Source organism: Streptomyces sp. 5K101 (assembly GCF_046506645.1).
Classification (GTDB): Bacteria; Actinomycetota; Actinomycetes; order Streptomycetales; family Streptomycetaceae; genus Streptomyces.
The window spans coordinates 1-15839 of the sequence record NZ_JBKFFO010000030.1; the positions used below are offsets into that span (position 1 = coordinate 1).

At 69.6% G+C, this 15839-nt stretch carries 13 protein-coding genes and 1 pseudogene; 8 read left to right on the forward strand and 6 right to left on the reverse strand.

Features of this window, described 5'->3' with window-relative positions; genetic code table 11:
- Nucleotides 1-319: 319 nt before the first annotated feature.
- Genes ACLB9X_RS31770 through ACLB9X_RS31790 form a run of 5 tightly spaced genes read right to left on the reverse strand, consistent with a single transcriptional unit; the run spans nt 320 to nt 4896 of the window.
- Nucleotides 320-1030 (reverse strand): ABC transporter ATP-binding protein, encoded by a 711-nt coding sequence (locus tag ACLB9X_RS31770; protein ID WP_410363893.1) that lies wholly within the window; start codon nt 1028-1030, stop codon nt 320-322.
- Nucleotides 1023-1838, reverse strand: coding sequence for an ABC transporter ATP-binding protein (locus ACLB9X_RS31775; RefSeq protein WP_410363894.1), 816 nt, complete (start codon nt 1836-1838; stop codon nt 1023-1025). The genes ACLB9X_RS31770 and ACLB9X_RS31775 overlap by 8 nt, the downstream gene beginning before the upstream one ends.
- A complete protein-coding gene (locus ACLB9X_RS31780) occupies nt 1838-2875 on the reverse strand; it encodes a branched-chain amino acid ABC transporter permease (RefSeq protein ID WP_410363895.1) in 1038 nt (345 codons plus the stop codon). The genes ACLB9X_RS31775 and ACLB9X_RS31780 overlap by 1 nt, the downstream gene beginning before the upstream one ends.
- Nucleotides 2875-3768 carry a branched-chain amino acid ABC transporter permease gene (locus ACLB9X_RS31785; protein ID WP_410363896.1) on the reverse strand — a complete coding sequence of 298 codons (894 nt, stop codon included), beginning with the start codon at nt 3766-3768 and terminating at the stop codon, nt 2875-2877. The genes ACLB9X_RS31780 and ACLB9X_RS31785 overlap by 1 nt, the downstream gene beginning before the upstream one ends.
- A gap of 12 nt (nt 3769-3780) precedes the next feature.
- Nucleotides 3781-4896 carry a branched-chain amino acid ABC transporter substrate-binding protein gene (locus ACLB9X_RS31790; protein WP_410363897.1) on the reverse strand — a complete coding sequence of 372 codons (1116 nt, stop codon included), beginning with the start codon at nt 4894-4896 and terminating at the stop codon, nt 3781-3783.
- Nucleotides 4897-5763: 867 nt separating this feature from the next.
- Between ACLB9X_RS31790 and ACLB9X_RS31795 the strand changes: the two are divergent.
- From ACLB9X_RS31795 to ACLB9X_RS31830, 8 genes and pseudogenes are all read left to right on the forward strand, one after another.
- Nucleotides 5764-5955 (forward strand): annotated as a pseudogene (locus tag ACLB9X_RS31795) (AAA family ATPase); the annotation flags it as partial.
- Between the two features lie 34 nt (nt 5956-5989).
- Entirely contained in the window at nt 5990-7711 is a 1722-nt protein-coding gene (locus tag ACLB9X_RS31800; protein WP_410363932.1) for a hypothetical protein, read from the forward strand.
- A 723-nt stretch (nt 7712-8434) separates the two neighbouring features.
- Nucleotides 8435-8542: a hypothetical protein gene (locus tag ACLB9X_RS31805; protein WP_410363928.1), complete on the forward strand. Its 108-nt coding sequence runs from the start codon at nt 8435-8437 to the stop codon at nt 8540-8542.
- 336 nt (nt 8543-8878) lie between these two features.
- Nucleotides 8879-10624 (forward strand): ABC transporter substrate-binding protein, encoded by a 1746-nt coding sequence (locus ACLB9X_RS31810; protein ID WP_410363898.1) that lies wholly within the window; start codon nt 8879-8881, stop codon nt 10622-10624.
- 22 nt (nt 10625-10646) lie between these two features.
- Nucleotides 10647-11573, forward strand: coding sequence for an ABC transporter permease (locus ACLB9X_RS31815; protein WP_410363899.1), 927 nt, complete (start codon nt 10647-10649; stop codon nt 11571-11573).
- Nucleotides 11570-12556, forward strand: coding sequence for an ABC transporter permease (locus tag ACLB9X_RS31820; RefSeq protein WP_410363900.1), 987 nt, complete (start codon nt 11570-11572; stop codon nt 12554-12556). Before ACLB9X_RS31815 ends, ACLB9X_RS31820 begins: the two co-directional genes overlap by 4 nt.
- Nucleotides 12556-13560 (forward strand): ABC transporter ATP-binding protein, encoded by a 1005-nt coding sequence (locus ACLB9X_RS31825; RefSeq protein ID WP_410363901.1) that lies wholly within the window; start codon nt 12556-12558, stop codon nt 13558-13560. The genes ACLB9X_RS31820 and ACLB9X_RS31825 overlap by 1 nt, the downstream gene beginning before the upstream one ends.
- Complete coding sequence (locus tag ACLB9X_RS31830; protein WP_410363902.1) at nt 13557-14528, forward strand: ABC transporter ATP-binding protein; 972 nt, start codon at nt 13557-13559, stop codon at nt 14526-14528. Before ACLB9X_RS31825 ends, ACLB9X_RS31830 begins: the two co-directional genes overlap by 4 nt.
- Before the next feature lie 55 nt (nt 14529-14583).
- Here the strand turns inward: ACLB9X_RS31830 and ACLB9X_RS31835 are convergent, their stop codons facing one another.
- The gene (locus tag ACLB9X_RS31835; RefSeq protein WP_410363903.1) at nt 14584-15777 is read right to left on the reverse strand and encodes a M6 family metalloprotease domain-containing protein; all 1194 of its coding nucleotides are present in this window, start codon (nt 15775-15777) and stop codon (nt 14584-14586) included.
- Between the last annotated feature and the right edge of the window lie 62 nt (nt 15778-15839).

Sequence of the window (15839 nt, forward strand, 5' to 3'; positions counted from 1 at the left end):
GCACGAAACGCTCATGCAGAGCCTTCAGCTCACCCGCCCACGACCGGGCATCAACAAGAACCCCACCCATGAACAAACCAACGACCCACCTGCCCAACCGTCACGGCAAGGACCGTTGCAGTACTAAGTGAGTGCAGCCTGGTGTTCCACGCACAAACGATGCGCGGGGCACCAGGCCTCGCCACATCCAGCAGGCCGCGGCAACGCCGCAGTCGAGCATGCGCCGACAGCAGCGGCCCAGCGGGCAGCGCCGCGTCAACGCCCGAAGGCTGCCGGGCCGCCCAGGGTGGGCTGCCCATCGCGTCGGGGCCGGTCCCGGTCACGACGCGATGCCCAGGTAGGCTTCGGCAACCCGCGCGTCCCGCGCCAGGTCGGCCGCTCCACCCGCCAGTACGGTCTTGCCGTTCTCGATCACATATCCCCGGTGCGCGATCTTCAGCGCAGCGATGGCATTCTGTTCGACGAGGAGCACCGCCGTGCCGCTGAGGTTGATGTTCCTGATGACCTGCATCACCGCGGCAACCATGAGGGGTGCCATGCCCATCGAGGGCTCGTCCAGCATCAGCAGGCGCGGGCGGGCGACCAGGGAGCGGCCTATGGCGAGCATCTGCTGCTCGCCGCCGGACAGCGTCCCGCCCTGCTGGTCGCGCCGCTCGGCCAGCCGGGGCAGCAGTTCGTACACCTCGTCCACCCTGCGTGCGAGATCAGCGCGGTCGCGGACCAGATATCCGCCGATCAGCAGGTTCTCGTGCACGGTCAGAGTGCTGAAGATACGCCGCCCCTCCGGAACGTGCACCACCCCGCGCTCGACGACCTCAGGGGGAGCCGTCCTGGTGATGTCCTCACCAGCGTGCAGGATGCGGCCGGAGGTGGGTCTCACCAATGCGGACACGGCCGACAGTGTGGTGGTCTTGCCGGCGCCGTTGTTGCCGAGCAGGGCGACGATCTCCCCTTCGGCCACTGTCAGGTCGAGCCCTCGCAGCGCACGCACTCCCCCGTAGTTGACGTGGAGACCCTGGATCTCAAGCATGGTCCGCCCCTTTCTCTGAGATTCCGGCGCGAGCGTCCCGGATCTCGTCGTCGTCCGCGTCCCGGCCGAGATACGCCTCGACGACCGCGGGGTTGCTCCGTACGTCGTCCGGTGCGCCGTCAGCGATCTTCCTGCCGAAGTTCAGTACGACGATCCGCTCCGACACCTCCATGACCAGGCTCATGTCGTGTTCGATGAGCGCAATCGTTATGCCCAGTTGCTGTATCCGGCGGATCAGGTCGCGCAGTTCGGCCTTCTCTCCACTGTTGAGCCCGGCGGCCGGCTCGTCGAGCAGCAGCAGCTTCGGCCGCCGGGCCAGTGCCCGGGCGATCTCCACCCGTCGCTGCTCGCCGTAGGGCAGGTGGCGTACGAGGCCTGTCCGGTCGCCGCGGAGCTCGACGAAGTCCAGCCACTTGTGAGCCTCGTCAGTGCTCTCGCCCTCGCTCCTGCGGTAGCGAGGCGTGTGCAGCAGCGCGTCGAGGAAGCTCTGCTTCGACCACAGGTGGGTACCGGCCCGCACGTTGTCGAGTACGGACAACTCGCCGAACAGCCTGAGGTTCTGGAACGTCCGGGCCAGCCCGCGAGCGGCGATCGCCGAGGGGCGAAGGCCGGTCACCTCCTGACCGGCGAGCCGGACGGTGCCCCCACTGGGCCGGTAGAATCCGCTGACGCAGTTGAACGCCGATGTCTTTCCGGCTCCGTTGGGGCCGATGACGGAGACGATTTCGCCACCACCGATCGAGAAGCTGAGGCCGTCGAGGGCGCGGACTCCGCCAAAGGCCATCTGAAGCGCCAGTACTTCGAGCATCACCCTTCCTCCTTCACCGCAGCGTCGCGGAGACCAGCCGTACGTGGCGCCACCCCGTTAGCCCGCTCCCGTGAGCGGTGCGGCCACAGGCCCTGTGGGCGGAGCAGCATCACGGCGATGAGCAGCACTCCGAACACGAAGAAGCGGTAGTCGGCCAGGTCCCGCAGCAACTCCGGCAGCAGGCTGATGACGACGGCTCCGATGACCACGCCGCGGGTCGAGCCCATGCCGCCCAGAACGACCGCCATCAGAACGAGGGCCGACTGGAGGAAGCTGAAGCTCGCAGGCGAGACCGCCGACAGCTGGGCGGCGAAAAGCACCCCCGAGAGTCCACCCCACACCGCACCGGCGATGTAGGCGGCCAGCTTGACCCGGTAGGTGTTGATCCCGCTCGCCTCAGCCGCGTCCTCGTCCTCGCGAATGAACCGCCAGGCACGGCCGATACGGGATCGGCCGAGCCGTGCGGCGAACAGCACCGCGGCGCAGACAATCACTACGGTGGCGTAGTAGAAGGCGACCGGGCCGGAGAGGCTGTCACCGAAGAGGCCCGGGATACCGTAGATGCCCGAAGGGCCGCCGGTGACATGAAGGTTGTTGGCGACGATGCGGATGATCTCGCCGAAGCCGAGGGTCACAATAGCCAGATAGTCACTGCGCAACCGCAGCGTCGGGCCTCCGATCACCACCCCGGCCAGCACGGTCACCACGATGACGACCGGCACGGTGGCCACGAGCGGGGTCCCCAGCCGTGTCGCGAGGACGCCGCTCGTATAGGCGCCGACGGCGAGGAAGGCCGCGAAGCCGAGGTCGAGCAGCCCGCAATAGCCGACGACTATGTTCAGACCGACGGCGAGCATCACGAAGACGGCGGCGCTGGTCATCACGTTGAGCGCGTAGGGCGTGGCAGTGGCGAACGGGGCGAGGAGGGCGATCGCCAGGCCACCCCAGCCGGCCCTCCGGCTCTCCAGCAGTCGGGTGACGAACGAGGGGCCCCGGCCCCGGACGGGCTTGACCGGTGGGTCCTGAACGACTGCCATCACACGCGCTCCGTCACACGATCGCCGAGCAGACCGGTCGGCCGCACGGTCAGGAAGAGGATGAGAAACCCGAAGGCGAACACGTCCCGCCACTGGCCGCCGAACCAGTCGGTGCTGAAGGACTCCAGGAGACCGAGTACCAGGGCGCCCAGCATGGTGCCCTTCATATTGCCGATGCCGCCGATGACGGCAGCGGTGAACGCCTTGAGCCCGATGATGAAGCCCATCAGGAAGTCGATCTTCCCGTAGTAGGCGCCGGACATGACACCGGCAGCGCCCGCCAGTGCCGACCCGATGAAGAAGGTGCGGGAGATGACCGCGTCGACGTTCACTCCCATCATCAGGCACGCTTTGGGATCGAGTGCGATGGCGCGCATCGCCCTGCCCTGTCGGCTGTGCATGACCAGGGCGTTGAGGGCGATCATCAGACCGACGGCGACCGCCATGAAGACGATCTGCTGAACGGTGACCTCGGCGCCGAGCAGCGACACGCTCGCGCCGTCGAGGCGCACCGGGTAGACCTGCGGGTTGGGGCCGGCGACGATGCGGACGCCGTACTCCAGCGCGAAGGACGCGCCGACCGCGGTGATCAGCAGGGAGAGTCGTGGCGCTCCGCGGAGCGGCCGGTACGCCACCCGCTCCAGCATGACGCCGCTGAGGCCCGTCGTCAGCATCGCCAGTGCGAGCACGACCAACAGGGTGATGAGCGAGCCACCCGGGACGGCTGCGGCCAGTGCGCCGACCATCGCGTACCCGGAGAATGCTCCGAGCATGTAGAGGTCGCCGTGGGCGAAGTTGAGCAGCTTGATGATCCCGTAGACCATGCTGTAGCCGAGGGCGACCAGTGCGTAGAACGAGCCGACGAACAGGCCGTTCCAGATGAGCTGCGCCATGAGAGCCCCGGGCTACTTGAGGGAGTCCTGGAGGACGAAATTCCCGTCCTTGACGGAGAGGATCACGAAGCCGCCGTTGCTCAGGGTGTGCTCAGGGGTGAACTTCAGAGGGCCCGAGAAGGTCTTGAAGCCGTTCAGACCTTCGAGCGCTGAGGTGATCTTGTCCCCGTCGGTGCTGCCGGCCTTCTTGACGGCCTCGGCGGCGACTCGCACGGCGTCGTAGGACTGGGTGGAGTAGGGGCCCGGCGCGGAGCCGAACTTCGCCTCGTAGGAGGCGATCCAGCCTTCGGCGCCCGGAGTGGTCTGCGGAGTCTGCGTCATGGTCGCGTAGACGCCCTGGCTGTCGGCGGCTCCCGCGATCTTGACGAGCTTGGGGTCGACGGATCCGTCCGCGACGAGGAACTTGCCCTTGTAGCCGGCCTGGCGGAACTGGCGGATGAGCAGACCGCCCTCTTGGTAGTAGCCGGTCCAGTAGATGTAGTCGGGGTTCGACTTGAGCACGCTGGTGACGTTCGGGCTGTAATCGCTCTCGCCGGGGTTGACCGTCTGCTCGGTGGCCTTGGCCGGTGCGCCTGCCGTGCCCAGGCGCGCGGCCGTGAGGTCGGCGATGTCCTTGGAGTAGCTGGTGTTGTCGTCGATGACGGCGACGTTCTTGGCCCCTTCCTTGGTCAGCCAGTCGACGGCGGCGTCAGCCTGCTGGCTGCCGGTCCCGTTGATGAGGAAGACATGTTCCAGGCGCTGGGCGACGAGTTCGTTGGAGTTGGCGGCCGGGATGATCATGGGGATCTTCCGCTTGTTGAAGATCGGCAGCGTGGGCAGCGTCGCGCCGGAGCAATAGCCTCCGACCGAGACCGTCGCGTCGGCCGCGACGAGCTTGTTGGCTGCCGCAACAGCCGTCTTCGGATCGCAGGCGTCGTCCTCCACCTGCAGACGCAGCTTCCGGCCGAGCACGCCGCCGGCGGCGTTGATCTCGTCGACGGCGAGCTGCGCGCCGTTCTTCATGTAGGGACCGATGTCCGCGCTGCTTCCCGACAGGGGGATGTGCATGCCCAGGACGATGGGGCCTTCAGCGCCGCCGTCCGCTCCGCCGCCGAGCAGTCCGTCGCAGGCGGTGGTGGTCAATGCCACCGTCGAAAGAACCAGGGTCAGTACCGGCAGTCGGGATCTGCAGAAAGCCGAGGACCGGGCGGTGCCATGTCTGTTCACGGTTGCGCTCCTGAGGGAGTCAATGCCGGGGGGAGGGCGGGGTGGGACGAGGATGTGACGGCAAGGCCGCCAAGGGGCCCAGGCCGGTCCGAGGAGACGCCTGGTCATGTGATGTGTGATATTGCACTGACGCATGCCTGGTCGGTCAATAGGCGTGATGAGAAATTTCTCCGCCGCGCGGGCCCACCTCGGAGCCGGCCCGGATGCCACACGCCACACCACTTCGCCCCTCGGCTCCGCACTCACCCATCGGGGCCTCGTATCAGGGGGGTCCTTCGCATTGATCCCGCACTGATCACAGGTGTGAGCTGCATGCAGTGGCCGGAAGCTCGGCCTCGACCGTCCTCGGGGCCACCGCCCGGCCCCCGTCCAGCCGGCGGACCGCACGTCGCTCGACGACGTCATCGGCTCAGCTCCCCGCCACCGCCTTCACGCGCCTGCCACACGGCGGAGTCGACTGCGGCGGCTCGCCAGTGTTCTCAGCCGTCTGGAACTCCGTCAACTGGGCCTGTGACATGTCCGTTGGCCGCAGGGGCCCCCAAACGCCGTCGCACACGTGTCGTGGGGCGCCCCCCGGTACCGAATGCAGGGGTTTGCCCAGATATCTGGCGTGGCACTACCGTGGCTGCCACCGGGGCTGGGCATCGCCGGGAACCCATGGCAGTGCCGCGAGTCCGCGAGGCAGGCGGTCTTCCCATGACGCTATGTTCCGATCAACCAGACAGCAGCTCCGGCGCAAAGCTGCCCTTCGTCGGCCGTCGGCGGGAGCTGGAACTCCTGCTCGACGCCATGCGCCATCCTCCTGCGGTCGTCATGGTCGAGGGGGAGGCCGGCATAGGCAAGTCCCGCCTGGTGCACGAAGCCACCGCCGCACTCTCCACCGAAGGCGGACGGGTGCTCACCGGGCTCTGCCACCCGCTTCGCGAGCCCTTCCCCTTCGGCCCCGTGGTGGACGCCCTGGGCCGGGCCGTGGCTTCCGCCCGCCGACAAGATCCCTCCCACCGCGGGTGCCCTGGTGCCGCTGCTGCCGGATCTGTCGGACCGGCTGCCGCCCCCGCTCCCCCGGCCCCCCGGCCTGGGTGCCGAGAAGTACCAACTGGTCCAGGCGGCACGTACGGTACTCGGGGCACTGGGGCCGGCGGCGCTCGTCATCGAGGACGTGCACTGGGTCGACCAGGCAACCCGGGAGCTGCTCCTGCTCCTCGCCCGTGATCTGCCCGAACAGCTCGCTCTCGTCCTCACCTACCGTGGCGAGGACCTGCCCGGGCACACACCCGTGCTGGGAGTGGCTTACCGTCGGCCGCCCGGCACCGGCGGTGCCGAGATTCACCTTCTCCCCCTGTCCGAACGCGAAGTGCGGCCGCTGGCAACCGCGGCCCTCGGCCCGCGGGCCGCCGCCGCAGTGGGCGGGGTGCTCTACGAGCGCAGCGCAGGGCTGCCTCTGGTCGCCGAGGAGGACCTGATCACCCTGGCCCGTCACGGCCGCTACGCCGACTACGTCACCACCAGCGACTACGTCACCGAACTACAGCACGCCGAGGTGCCCAGGGAACTGCGGGAAGCGGTCACTGAGCGGCTGTCGGGACTGTCCCCGCGGGGACTGGCGGTTCTGGAGGCGGCGGCCGTCGCGGTTCCCGCGACGGAGACACTTCTCTCCCAGGTCAGCGGCCTCGACACCGAGGAGGGTGCGCAGGGACTCAGCGAGGCGTTGGGCACCCGCGTACTGCAGGAGAGCTGCTCCACCCGCTACGCATTCCGGCACGTCCTCGTCAGCAGGTCGTCTACCAGCACATCCCCGGGCACCGGCGGAACCGACTGCACCAGCGGGCGGTCCATTCCCTGCGTGCACTGTCACCGCCCCCGTGGTTCAGATCGCACACCACACCTGGCACTCGGCGACCGTGACAGCTGGCTCCAACAGGCAGAGGCCGCCGTCGACCAGGCCATCACTCTCGGTGACGAGGGCACTGCGGCTGCCCTGCTCCACCGGATTCTCACCGAGGAGCGGACCGACCCCGGCCTACGGGGCCGGGCGGCGCTCGCCCTGGCCCGCATCACCGTCAACGCGGTCGACTACACCGGGAGCGCCGCAGTCCTGCGCCGCATCCTCGCCGATCCGCAGCTGTCGAGCACGATACGCGGCGAGATCCGACTCAGCCTCGGGATCCTCATGGTCCATCACGCCGGCGACCGCGCGGGCTTCGGGGAAGTGGAGCAGGCCGTCGACGAGCTGGCCGACAATCGGGAGGCCGCCTCCCGCGCCATGGCCGTGCTGGCCACCAACGAGCAGGACGGGGCGTCCGAGCAGGCCCACATGTGGATGGAGCGTGCGCGCGACGCCCTGAGGGGCAGCTCCGACGCGGCCGCCCGGGCGGCGCTCGACGTCACCCGGTTCACCCTCATGGCCAGGAACGGCGACCCCGCCGTATGGGCGCTCGTGGAAGAAGTGCCGCGCCACTCGGACGATCCCGCGGTCCTGCGCCAGACAGTGCGCACCCTCTTCAACGTCGGCGAGATCGCCATCGAACTCGGGCACACGGAGAGGGCCGCCGCCCTGCTGGAGGAGAGCCGGAAACTCGCCCAACACCTCGGATACCCACGGGCGGAGTGCTACAGCCGTACCGCCCAACTGCGCCTGGACGGGCTCGCCGGCACTGGGCCGGTCTCGACGAGCGGTTCTCGGCCCTCAGTGCGGAGTTCCCTCACATCGCGATGGTCACCGCGGAACAGGCGCTGACCTGCGGCCTGCTGGCGGCCGCCGCCGGGCAACGTGCCCGTGCTGCGGAGCTGTTCAGTGCCGCGGCCGCCTACGGGGACAGGGAGTGCCAGGTCACGTCGGCCATCCGCGCGGCTGCCGGGATCGCCTCGGTGCGGCTCGCCGAGAGTGAACCGGAAGTGGCCTGGGCAACCGCAGCGCCCGTTGTGCAAGCCATGCGCAGAGCCGGTGCATGGGCCAGGAGCAACGGTCTGATTCCGACCGCGGTCGCGGCGGCCCTGGCCTGTGGTCGGCGCCAGGAGGCCGAGCGCCTCACCGACGACGCCAAGCGCGTCATGCGGGGCGGTGACGCGCCCGCCGCCACCGCCGACATCCACCTCGCTCACGGCTTGCTGCTGCAGGACACCGACCCCGCCGCAGGGGCCCGGCACTTCGAGTCCGCCCGCCGACTGTGGGACCGCATGAACCGGCCGTACGACGTCGCTCGTGCCGGGGAGCTGCGTGCCCGGGTGCTCGCCCGCAGCAATCCGGCCCAGATCGCCGACGGTCTGTGCCAGGCCATGGAGATCTACTGCCGTCTCGGCGCCACGTTCGACGCGGCGCGCTGCCGGCACGGACTGAGGGAACTGGGACTGGCCCGTCCTTCGCTGCCCGGTCGCCGCGGCTACGGGGACCAACTCTCGCCGCGCGAGCAGGAGGTCGCCCGGATGCTCAGGTGCGACGAACCGGGAGATCGCCGAGGCCCTGTTCCTTGCTTCCCGCACCGTCGAACACCACGTCGCCCGCACGCGCAAGAAGCTGGGCGCCACGAGGCGTGGCATCCACGACCGCCTGGTCCCGAAAGGAGCATGACGGGTATCGCCGGGTGCAGACTTCGGCAGCGGCCGCCGGCGGCACACCGGTCCCTGTTCTTCTGACGTCGGCGCGACCGGTCCCCCCGGGCGGAGCGACCGAGGTCGCGATGCCAGTCGCGGTCGAGGCGGGTCACGGTGACGGCCTCGACCCGGTCGGCGCCGTACACCGGGGGGGTGGCATTCACATTGCATTGCCGCCAGGTCACCGCTTCGGACACGGATGAGTAACGGAGACCACGACGGGTTGTGCAGTGCAATTTCACATTACTATGTTACAGGTCACATTCCAGCCCGTTCCTTGGCTGTCCGATCGCTGCTCCCGGAGTGACCACTGATGGACAAGCGCACCTCCACCGCCCTCGCCGCCGCACTGGTGGCAACCCTCACCCTTGGCCTGGCCGGTTGTTCCGGCGGAAAGGCGTCCGACGACGACCGGGGAGGCAGGAACCCCGCGACCGCCAACAACGGCGTCATGGTCGGCGGCACTCCGCAGAAGGGCGGCACCCTGACCGTCCTGTCCAACCAGGACTTCCAGCACCTCGATCCCGCCCGCAACTGGGTCATGAACGAGATGGACTTCGGCACGCGACTGCTCTACCGCACCCTCGTGACGTACAGGGCGGAGCCCGGCGCCACGGGCGGGGAGCTGACCCCCGACCTCGCCGAGGACCTCGGCACCTCCTCCAACGGCGCCAAGACCTGGACCTTCAGGCTCAAGAAGGGGCTCAAGTACGAAGACGGCTCGCCCGTCACCGCTCAGGACATCAAGTACAACGTGGAGCGGTCCTTCTCGCCCGACCTGACCGGTGGCCCCGACTACGCGGCCCGCTACCTCGCCGGTGCCGAGGGTTACCAGGGGCCGGCCCAGGGCAAGCACCTCGACTCCATCAAGACCCCCGACGACCACACGATCGTCTTCGAACTCCGCAAGCCCTTCGCCGAGTTCCCCTACGCCACCGTGCTGCCGACCTTCGCTCCGGTGCCCAAGGCGAAGGACACGGGCCCCCAGTACGACAGCCGCCCCTTCTCCTCGGGCCCCTACAAGATCGAGACGTACGCCCGGGACAAGCAGATGGTGCTGGTGCGCAACACGCACTGGGACCCGGAGACCGACAGCGTGCGCAAGGCCTATCCCGACAAGATCGTCGTAAGGATGGGGCTCAAGCAGAACCAGATCGACGACCGGCTCATCGCGAGTTCCGGCGCGGACGCCTCCGCCGTGCCCTGGGGCAAGCTGCGCCCCGAGAACGCGCCCAAGGTGCTCACCAAGCCCGAGGTGAAGGCGCGTCTGCTGGCCGAGTCCAGCAACTGCCACGACATGGTGCAGATGCACACCGGCCGTGCGCCGTTCGACAACATCAAGGTCCGCCAGGCGGTGCAGCACGCCCTCGACCGCGAGGCCATCCTGACCGCAAACGGCGGTCCGGCACTCAACGACCTGTCCACGGCCCTCATGCCGGCCTCCCTCTTCGGCGGCAAGCAGCCCGACACCCTGAGGATCCCGGTCACCGGCGACGTGGAGAAGGCCAAGCAGCTCCTCAAGGAGGCCGGAAAGGCTGACGGCTTCGCCACCAGCATCACCGTCTCCAACGGAGACAAGGGGATCGCCGAGGCGATCCAGCAGTCCCTCGGCCGGGCAGGGATCAAGGTCGTCATCGAGACCGTGGACCCGTCCGCCTTCTACGACACCGTCGGCGACACCAAGAACCGCACCGACCTGATCTACACCGGCTGGTGTCCGGACTACCCCTCCGGCTCCACCTTCCTGCCCTTCGTCTTCGACGGCCGCTACATCAAGGAGAAGGGCAACTCCGGCAACCACTCGCTCTTCCGCGACCAGGCGACCATGACGCGGATGGACGAGATCGCCGCCATGACGGACGCCGCGCAGGCCAACAAGGCCTGGCAGGACCTGGACGGCGAGATCCTCGCCAAGGCTCCCACCGCGCCCACCATCATCGAGCGCTGGCCGCTGGTGCTCGGCACCAACATCGCCGGCGCCTTCGGCCACACCTCCTTCGGCGGCCAGATCGACTACGCCACGGTCGGCCTCAAGGACCCCTCGAAGAGCGACAGCTGAAGGACTGAAGGTACGTCACCACATGGCTACGACCTCCGTCTCCGCTCCGGCGGGCAGCGGCCCCTGGCAACTCGCCCGCGCGGAACTGCGCCGCCGTACCTCCGTGAAGATCTCCCTCGCCGTGGTCGCCCTCTTCGTGATCATGGCGGTGGCCGCCCCGCTGCTCAGCTCGCTGGGCGGCTGGGGCCCCGAGGAGTTCGACAAGAACGCCGTCGACCCCTATCTGGGCGGACAGCCCATCGGGGCGTTCGGCGGCATCTCGGCCGAACACTGGCTCGGCGTCGAACCCGTCACCGGCCGCGACCTGTACGCCCGGGTCCTGCACGGCGCCCAGGTCTCGCTGCTCATCGCCTTCGCCGCCACCGCGATCGTGGTCATCGCGGGCGTCGCGGCCGGGATGGCGGCCGGTTACTTCGGCGGCCGCATCGACGCCGTGCTCTGCCGGCTGATGGACCTGACGATGTCCTTCCCGTCCCTCATCTTCATGATCGCGATGCTGTCGGTGGCCCGCGACGTCAACCGGATCGTCCTGATGACCCTGGTCATCGGCCTCTTCGGCTGGCCCGGCATCGCCCGCGTCGTGCGCGGACAGACGCTCTCGCTCAAGCACCGCGAGTATGTCGACGCGGCCCGTGTCGGCGGCGCCGGCCCCTGGCGGATCCTCTCCCGCGACATCCTGCCGGGCGTGGCGGGACCCGTCATCGCGTACACCACCCTGATCATCCCCGGGATGATCGCCACCGAGGCCGCCCTGAGCTACCTGGGCGTCGGCGTCCGTCCGCCCACTCCGTCCTGGGGCCAGATGATCGCCGAGAGCGTCTCCTATTACGACACGGACCCCATGTACTTCGTCATCCCGAGCACCTGCCTGTTCCTGACCGTGCTCGCGTTCACCCTGCTCGGCGACGCCCTGAGGGACATCCTCGACCCGAAGGGAAGCCGCACATGATCCTCTACACGCTGCGGCGGCTGGCCGGCGTCATCGGTGTGCTGATCGCCGTCGCCGCCGTCACCTTCACCATCTTCTACGTCTTTCCCTCCGACCCCGCCGCCGCGGCCTGCGGCAAGGCATGCAGCGCCGAGCGCCTGGAGGCGATCCGCGCCCATATGGGCCTGGACCAGCCGCTGTGGCGGCAGTTCGCGGACTTCGTCACCGGCATCTTCACGGGCCGGACCATGGGCAGCGGCCAGTACGCCCTGCACTGCGAGTTCCCGTGCCTGGGCTACTCGTACGAGAACAGCCAGGGCGTGTGGGATCTGCTGATGGACCGGCTGCCCGTCTCCGCCTCGCTCGCCCTGGGCGCCGCGGTGATCTGGCTGCTCCTCGGACTCTCCGCGGGCGTCGCGGCGGCCCTGCGCAAGGACACCCTCACCGACCGCGTCCTGATGGTCGGCGCGGTCGCCGCCGCCTCACTGCCCGTCTACTTCACCTCGGTGATGCTCATCTACGGGCTGATCCGGGTGGCCGGACTGCTGCCCTATCCCGAGTACGTGCCATTCGGCTCCGATCCCCTCGGCTGGGCCTCGAACCTGCTGCTGCCCTGGCTGGCGCTCGCCGTCCTGTACGCCGCCATGTACGCGCGCCAGAGCCGCAGTTCGATGATCGAGACCATGGCGGAGCCGTACATCCGCACCGCCCGTGCCAAGGGGCTCCCCCGCCGCACGGTCGTCGTCAAGCACGGGCTGCGCGCCGGCATGACCCCGATCCTCACCATCTTCGGCATGGACCTCGGCGGCCTCCTCGCCGGCGCCGTCATCACCGAGTCCATCTTCGGACTGCCCGGCATCGGACGGCTCTTCTACGGCGCGCTGTCCACCGGCGACCAGCCGGTCATCCTCGGCGTCACCCTGCTCGCCGCCACCTTCATCGTCGTCGCCAACCTGGCCGTCGACCTGCTGTACGCCGTCGTCGATCCGCGAGTGAGGTACTGATGGCCGCCCCCGCGCCCCTGCTTTCGGTACGGGACCTCACCGTCACCTTCCCGACCAAGCGCGGCCCCGTCCGGGCCGTGGACACCCTGTCGTTCGACGTACGGCCCGGCCGCACCCTCGGCATCGTCGGCGAGTCCGGCTCCGGCAAGTCCGTCACCTCGCTCGCCGTCATGGGCCTGCACACCGGCGCCGAGGTCACCGGCTCCGTCACCCTCGACGGGCGGGAGCTGATCGGGCTACCCGAGCGGGAGCTGAACCGGCTGCGCGGCCGGCGGATGGCGATGATCTTCCAGGACCCGCTCTCCAGCCTGCACCCGTACTACACGGTCGGCGAGCAGATCGCCGAACACCACCGGGTCCACTACGGCTCCGGCCGTGCCGCCGCCCGCGCACGGGCGGTCGAGGCACTCGCCGAGGTCGGCATCCCGGAGCCGCGGCGGCGGGCCGGCGAGTACCCCCACCAGTTCTCGGGCGGGATGCGGCAGCGCGTGATGATCGCCATGGCACTCGCCTGCGAACCCGACCTCCTCATCGCCGACGAACCGACCACGGCGCTCGACGTCACCGTGCAGGCCCAGATCCTGGAACTGCTCGCCCGGATCCAGGAGGAACGCGGGCTCGCCGTCGTGATGATCACACACGATCTGGGAGTGGTCGCCCGCGTCGCCCACGACGTCCTGGTGATGTACGGCGGCCGGGCGGCCGAACAGGCCCCGGTGGACGCCCTGTTCGCCTCGCCCGCCCACCCGTACACCCGCGGCCTGCTCGACTCCCTGCCCCGGCTCGACGACCCGGACGACATCCCGCTGCGGGCGATCCCCGGCAGCCCGCCGTCCCTGCTCACCCCGGCACCGGGCTGCGCGTTCGCCCCGCGCTGCCCGCGCGCCGCCGCGGCCCCGGACGACGAGCGCTCCCGCTGCGAGACCGAGCGCCCCGCACTCGACGGCCCGGAGGGGCATCCGGCCGCCTGCCACTTCCCCGCGTACGAAGGCGTCGCCTCATGAAGTCCGAACCACTCCTGTCCGTACGTGAGTTGACGACCACCTTCCCCGGGAGGCGGCGCGCCGCCCCGATCCGCGCCGTCGACGGCGTCAGCTTCGACATCGCGGCCGGCGAGACCCTGGGACTGGTCGGCGAGTCCGGCTGCGGCAAGTCGACCACCGGCCGCACCATCGTCCGCCTGCTTCAACCCACCTCGGGCACCGTCACGTACGACGGGCACGACATCGGCCTGATGTCGCAGCGGGAGCTCAAGCCGCTGCGCCGCGAGATCCAGATGGTCTTCCAGGACCCGCACTCCTCTCTCAACCCCCGGCAGACAGTGGCCCGGATCATCTCCGACCCGCTGCTGGTGCAGGGGAGTTCGGCGGCCGACGCGCGCAAGCGGGCGGTGGAGCTGCTGGAGCTCGTCGGCCTCATCCCCGAGCACGTCGACCGCTATCCGCACGAGTTCTCCGGCGGGCAGGCGCAGCGCATCGGCATCGCCCGCGCGCTCGCGACGAGCCCCCGGCTGGTCGTCGCGGACGAACCGGTCTCCGCCCTCGACGTCTCCGTGCAGGCGCAGATCGTCAACCTGATGGAGCGGCTCCAGCACGAACTCGGGCTCGCGTACCTCTTCATCGCCCACGACCTGTCCGTGGTGCGGCGGGTCTGCGGCCGCGTCGCGGTGATGTACCTCGGCCGGATCGTGGAGATCGGTGACAAGGAACGTGTGTACGGTGCGCCCGCCCACCCGTACACACGGGCGCTGCTCTCGGCGGTGCCGCTGCCCGACCCGGCCGCCGAGCGGATCCGGGAACGCATCACCCTCCTCGGCGACCCCCCGAGCCCGGCCGCTCCCCCGCCCGGCTGCACCTTCCACCCCCGCTGCCCCAAGGCGCAGGCGATCTGCCGCACCGAGGCGCCGCCCCTGCGGACCGCCGCGCCGGGCGAGCCCCGTCAGGTGGCCTGCCACTTCCCGGAGAGCGCCTGACGGGCGGGTGTGCTCCGGGACCGATCGGTCCCGGAGCACACCCGTCAGTGCGGGTCTACCACTTGGTGACGCGGACGATCTCCCCGTACCCGTCGGCGCCGAGCACCTGGATACGGACGCCGGCGGTCGCGTCGGTGAACGTCTCGCCGGCCCAGAAGGGGGCGTCGTCCAGGGGCCGGCAGCCGGCCGCCGGTGTGGCGTTCGGCTTCGCGTCGACGACCCGGACCGGCCCCTGGCCGGTAGCGACCGAGGTGTCCACCCGGTAGACCAGCGCGCCGGTCGAGCAGGCGCCGCCGTCCGCCTGGACCGCCCGTCTGGACTCCACCACGTACGCGGTGCTGGGGCCGGTGGGAATCACCGCCATCTTGGTGCCGCTGCCGTACTCGACCGCGGTGAGGTACACGGTGTCGCTGCCCGCCGACGCCCGGCACACGACCTGGCTGTCCGCGGTCCAGCCGAGCTTCCAGGAGTGCCAGGCGAAGGGCTGCGACCCAGGGCCGCTGATGAGTCCCATGACGTCCCAGCCGGCCACGAAACGGTGGGGGTCGGTACCCGTGAAGCCATACAGGTCGGGCAGGCCGAAGGCATGACCGGTCTCGTGGGCCACCAGCTTGGGCCCCCAGTGCCACATGTCCTGGCCGAAGGTCACCGCCCACTTGAGCAGGGTGCCGTCGGCGCGTACTCCCACGGTTCCGGGCTGGTGCACGTAGGTGGGCGTGAAGGAGATCGCCGAGGCGTTCCGCGTCGCGACGACGTACACCATCTCGTACCGCGAGAAGTCGGCATACGGGTCGGCTGCGGCGACCGCGTCCTTGACGTACGCCTCGTGGGTCTCGTGCGTCAGTCCGCGGGCGAAGCCGTAGTCTGTGGAGTTGCGGGGCATCCGCACCCACTGCCGGTGCTGGGAGACGGCGAGCCAGACCTTGCCGTAGGAGGCGTTCCAGAGCCAGTCGGCGCCGGGCGTGAGCTGCGCGGCGTCGTCGGCGGGGGCTTCGGTGGCGGGCGCGTCGGGAAAGTCGACGAAGATCATGCCGACCGGGACCGTTCCCGCGGGGCGCTTGAAGACGGACCAGTCCGTGCCGTGGCCCTCGTCGGTCCAGCCGGTGGTCCCGGGCAGGGCGCAGGCGGATACCGGGTCCGTGGCGGCGCGGGCCTTGGCGGCGGGGCCGGGCAGAAGCAGCAGCAGCGCCGCGAGCACGGGTGCCCAGACGACGGCGTGCGGGGAACGGAAGGAAAGGCGCGTTCTCACGCGATCACGACCCCTCGATTGTTTGACGTGTGACATTTCACATAGCTTGGGGTTACGCGAGG

Bases quoted from the DNA above. Each gene is read 5' to 3' on its own strand.
- ACLB9X_RS31780 (WP_410363895.1), bottom strand. From the start codon at position 2,875: ATGGCAGTCGTTCAGGACCCACCGGTCAAGCCCGTCCGGGGCCGGGGC.
- ACLB9X_RS31825 (WP_410363901.1), top strand. From the start codon at position 12,556: ATGGCCGCCCCCGCGCCCCTGCTTTCGGTACGGGACCTCACCGTCACC.
- ACLB9X_RS31785 (WP_410363896.1), bottom strand. From the start codon at position 3,768: ATGGCGCAGCTCATCTGGAACGGCCTGTTCGTCGGCTCGTTCTACGCA.
- ACLB9X_RS31810 (WP_410363898.1), top strand. From the start codon at position 8,879: ATGGACAAGCGCACCTCCACCGCCCTCGCCGCCGCACTGGTGGCAACC.
- ACLB9X_RS31820 (WP_410363900.1), top strand. From the start codon at position 11,570: ATGATCCTCTACACGCTGCGGCGGCTGGCCGGCGTCATCGGTGTGCTG.
- ACLB9X_RS31775 (WP_410363894.1), bottom strand. From the start codon at position 1,838: ATGCTCGAAGTACTGGCGCTTCAGATGGCCTTTGGCGGAGTCCGCGCC.
- ACLB9X_RS31830 (WP_410363902.1), top strand. From the start codon at position 13,557: ATGAAGTCCGAACCACTCCTGTCCGTACGTGAGTTGACGACCACCTTC.
- ACLB9X_RS31815 (WP_410363899.1), top strand. From the start codon at position 10,647: ATGGCTACGACCTCCGTCTCCGCTCCGGCGGGCAGCGGCCCCTGGCAA.
- ACLB9X_RS31770 (WP_410363893.1), bottom strand. From the start codon at position 1,030: ATGCTTGAGATCCAGGGTCTCCACGTCAACTACGGGGGAGTGCGTGCG.